The sequence below is a fragment of the Lentzea sp. NPDC060358 genome (assembly GCF_042725365.1).
Taxonomy (GTDB): domain Bacteria; phylum Actinomycetota; class Actinomycetes; order Mycobacteriales; family Pseudonocardiaceae; genus Lentzea.
Genome location: NZ_JBHXCW010000421.1, coordinates 1 through 3,360, shown reverse-complemented (window position 1 = coordinate 3,360; position 3,360 = coordinate 1). Strand labels below are relative to the sequence as shown.

At 71.2% G+C, this 3,360-nt stretch carries 3 protein-coding genes; 1 reads left to right on the top strand and 2 read right to left on the bottom strand.

The window, feature by feature from the left end:
• Nucleotides 1-66 precede the first annotated feature (66 nt).
• Entirely contained in the window at nucleotides 67-303 is a 237-nt protein-coding gene (locus ACFWGZ_RS40365; protein WP_382456866.1) for a hypothetical protein, read from the bottom strand.
• 148 nt (nucleotides 304-451) lie between these two features.
• Complete coding sequence (locus ACFWGZ_RS40360; protein WP_382456865.1) at nucleotides 452-2,521, bottom strand: ATP-dependent DNA helicase UvrD2; 2,070 nt, start codon at nucleotides 2,519-2,521, stop codon at nucleotides 452-454.
• 60 nt (nucleotides 2,522-2,581) lie between these two features.
• Here ACFWGZ_RS40360 and ACFWGZ_RS40355 point away from each other — a divergent pair, with 60 nt between their 5' ends.
• Complete coding sequence (locus ACFWGZ_RS40355) at nucleotides 2,582-3,313, top strand: DUF4191 domain-containing protein (protein ID WP_382456864.1); 732 nt, start codon at nucleotides 2,582-2,584, stop codon at nucleotides 3,311-3,313.
• Nucleotides 3,314-3,360 lie beyond the last annotated feature (47 nt).

Here is a 3,360-nt window from a genome sequence, read left to right as displayed (position 1 = left end):
GGTTCGGAGCGCGGGACTCTGTGCGAGTCCGCGGCTTTCGTGAGCCTGGTGGTCCTTCGACCCCCTCTAGGAGGTCGGCAGGAGCCTTCTCACTTGATGCGCGGACAGCGCATTCGTGTAGTTGTCTTCGACTGCGGGCAGCACGATCGGCTGCTCGACGAGCAGATCGGTGCCACGCTCACGACCCAGCGGTGCCACTGGCCGGTGGGCAGACTTCTGCCACATGGCCTGAGCGGAGGTGGACGTGCAGATGCCCTCGGTCAACGGGAGGCCGAGCGCGCGCGAGATGCTGAAGATCTTCACAACGGGCCACCTCCTCCGAACAAGAGAGCTCTGCCATCGAGAGCTGTGTAGTAGTTCTTCTTCCCCAGACGGGTCCTCCGGACCCGGCATGAGCAGGTTATGACCCCGTCCCACGGGCTCGCAACCTATTTAACGAAACTTGTCCCGATCAGGTGGCGGGGTACCCGACACCGGCCCGGACCAGGCCCAACACGTCGTCGCCGAACTTGTCGAGCTTGGACGCGCCGATGCCGGAGATCGCCACGAGCCCGGCCGTGTCCGTGGGCCGCTGCTCGGCGATCGCCATGAGCGTCGCGTCGGTGAAGACCACGTACGCGGGGACCTTCAGCTCCCGTGCCCGCGACGACCTCCACCGGCGCAGCGACTCGAGCAGTTCTTCGTCCACATCGGACGGGCAGGACCTGCACCGACCGAGCTTGACGGCCTGCGCGTCGACCAGGGTCGCCGCGCACACCCGGCAGGTCGGTTTCTCCTTCTTCATCAGAGGAGGGCGCTGCGCGCCGCCGGATACACGGGCGGCGGGGTGGTTCTCCGGCACCAGGCTGTAGAGGAACCGCGAGCGGCGACGGTACTTGCGCCCCCCGGCCGCGCGCGCCAGCGCCCACGACAGCCAAAGGTGCTCACGCGCGCGGGTGACGCCCACGTACAGGAGGCGGCGTTCTTCCTCGATCTTCGCCTCGTCGCCGTCGGCGTACTGGATCGGCATGGTGCCCTCGACCAGTCCGACGAGGAACACGGCGTCCCACTCGAGTCCCTTCGACGCGTGCAGCGACGCCAGCGTCACGCCCTCCACGGTCGGCGGGTGCTGCGCCTCGGCGCGCACGTCCAGCTCGGCGCAGAACCGGGGCAGGTCGGCCTCCGGCGAGGAGACGGCGAACTCCTCGGCGAGCTCGACCAGCGCGAGCAGCGTCTCCCAGCGCTCCCGCGCGGAGCCGCCGGTGGGCGGTTCGTCGGTCAGCCCGACGCGGGCGAGCACCGACCGGACCACCTCGGGCAGGCTGCCCGGCGCCTCGCCCGCGGTGCGCAGCGCGATCATCGCCTGGCGCACCTCGGCGCGCTCGAAGAACCGCTCGCCGCCGCGCACGAGGTACGGGATGCCGAGCGAGGCGAGCGCCTGCTCGTACACCTCCGACTGCGCGTTCACCCGGTAGAGGACCGCGATCTCGGAGGCGGCGACGCCCTCGTCGAGCAGCGCCTTGACGCGGGTGGCGACCGCGTCGGCCTCGGCGGGCTCGTCGTCGAACTCGTGGAACCGCGGCAGCGGCCCCTCCGGGCGCTGGCCGACCAGGTTGAGCCGCGAGCCGGCGGGACGGCCGCGCGCCCACTTGATGACGTCGTTGGCCAGCGCCACGACCTGCGGCGTCGACCGGTAGTCGCGCTCCAGCCGCACGACGACCGCCTCGGGGAACCGGCGCCCGAAGTTGAGCAGCGGCTGCGGCGAGGCGCCGGCGAAGGAGTAGATGGTCTGGTTCGCGTCGCCGACCACCGTCAGGTCGTCGCGGCCGCCGAGCCACGAGTCGAGCACGCGCTGCTGCAGCGGCGTCACGTCCTGGTACTCGTCGACGACGAAGCAGCGGTAGCGGTCGCGGAACTCCTGGGCGACCTCCGCGTTGTCCTCCAGCGCGCCCGCCGTGTAGAGCAGCAGGTCGTCGAAGTCGAGCAGCTGCGCCTCGTTCTTGAGCTGCTCGTAGGTCGCGTAGAGCTTCATGATCTGCTCGGCGGGCGCGGGGATGTCCCGCGCGGCACGGGCGGCGGCGACCGGGTAGTCGTCCGGGCCGAGCAGCGACGCCTTCGCCCACTCGATCTCGCTGGTGAGGTCGCGCAGCGCGTCCGCCTCGGTCGGCAGCCCCAGCCGGTTCGCGGCGCGGGCGACGACGCGGATCTTCTGGTCGACGAGCTCCCAGCGCGGGCCGCCGATGACGCGCGGCCAGAAGTAGCGCAGCTGGCGCGACGCGGCGGCGTGGAACGTCACGGCCTGCGCGCCGTGCACGTCGAGCGAACGCAGCCGCGTGCGCATCTCACCGGCCGCGCGCTTGGTGAACGTGACCGCCAGGACCTGCGACGGAGCGACGTGGCCGCGCTGGCAGAGGTAGGCGATGCGGTGCGTGATGGTGCGCGTCTTGCCGGTGCCGGCTCCCGCCAGCACGCACACCGGGCCGCGCGGCGCCTCGACCGCTGCGCGCTGTTCCGGATCAAGACCCTCCAGCAACGCCTCCATCCCCGCAGTCTCGCAGATGGCCGGTGCAACACCGAGACCAGCGCGCCGTATCCTGTGCTCATGGCTGGTAAGCAGGACAAGGCGGCTGCCAAGGAAGCGGCGAAGGTTCGCCGCGCGGCATCACGCGAGCGGCGAAAGCAGATCTTCGAGGCGTTCAAGATGCAACGCCGCGAGGACAAGGCGCTCGTCCCGATGATGCTGGGCTCGGTGCTCGGCGTCACCGCGATCGCCGTGGCCCTCGGCCTGTTCTTCGGCCAGCTCTGGCTGTTCGTGCCGATGGGCGTCGCTATCGGCGCGCTGCTGGCCGTGATCATCTTCGGCCGCCGCGTGCAGAGCAACGTCTTCCGCAAGGCGGACGGCCAGCCCGGCGCCGGTGCGTGGGCGCTCGAGAACCTGCGCGGCCGCTGGCGCGTCACCCCCGCCGTCGCGGGCACCACCCAGCTCGACGCCGTGCACCGCGTGCTCGGCCGTCCCGGCGTGGTCCTGGTCGCCGAGGGCGCCCCGCAGCGGGTGAAGCCGCTCCTCGCGCAGGAGAAGAAGCGCATCTCGCGCGTCATCGGCGAGACCCCGATCTACGACTTCATCATCGGCACCGGTGAGGGCCAGGTCCCGCTGAAGAAGCTGCAGTCGACCCTGATGAAGCTGCCGCGCAACATCACGGCCGCCCAGGTCGACTCGCTCGAGACCCGCCTCGCCGCGCTGGCGAGCCGCGGCGCCGCGCTGCCCAAGGGCCCGATGCCCGCGGGCGCGAAGATGCGCAACGTCCAGCGCACCCTGCGCCGCCGCGGCTGACACCCCGACACCGGCCATCGACGTGGAGAGGCCCGCCGCACGAACCG

Bases quoted from the DNA above. Each gene is read 5' to 3' on its own strand.
- ACFWGZ_RS40360 (WP_382456865.1), bottom strand. From the start codon at position 2,521: ATGGAGGCGTTGCTGGAGGGTCTTGATCCGGAACAGCGCGCAGCGGTC.
- ACFWGZ_RS40355 (WP_382456864.1), top strand. From the start codon at position 2,582: ATGGCTGGTAAGCAGGACAAGGCGGCTGCCAAGGAAGCGGCGAAGGTT.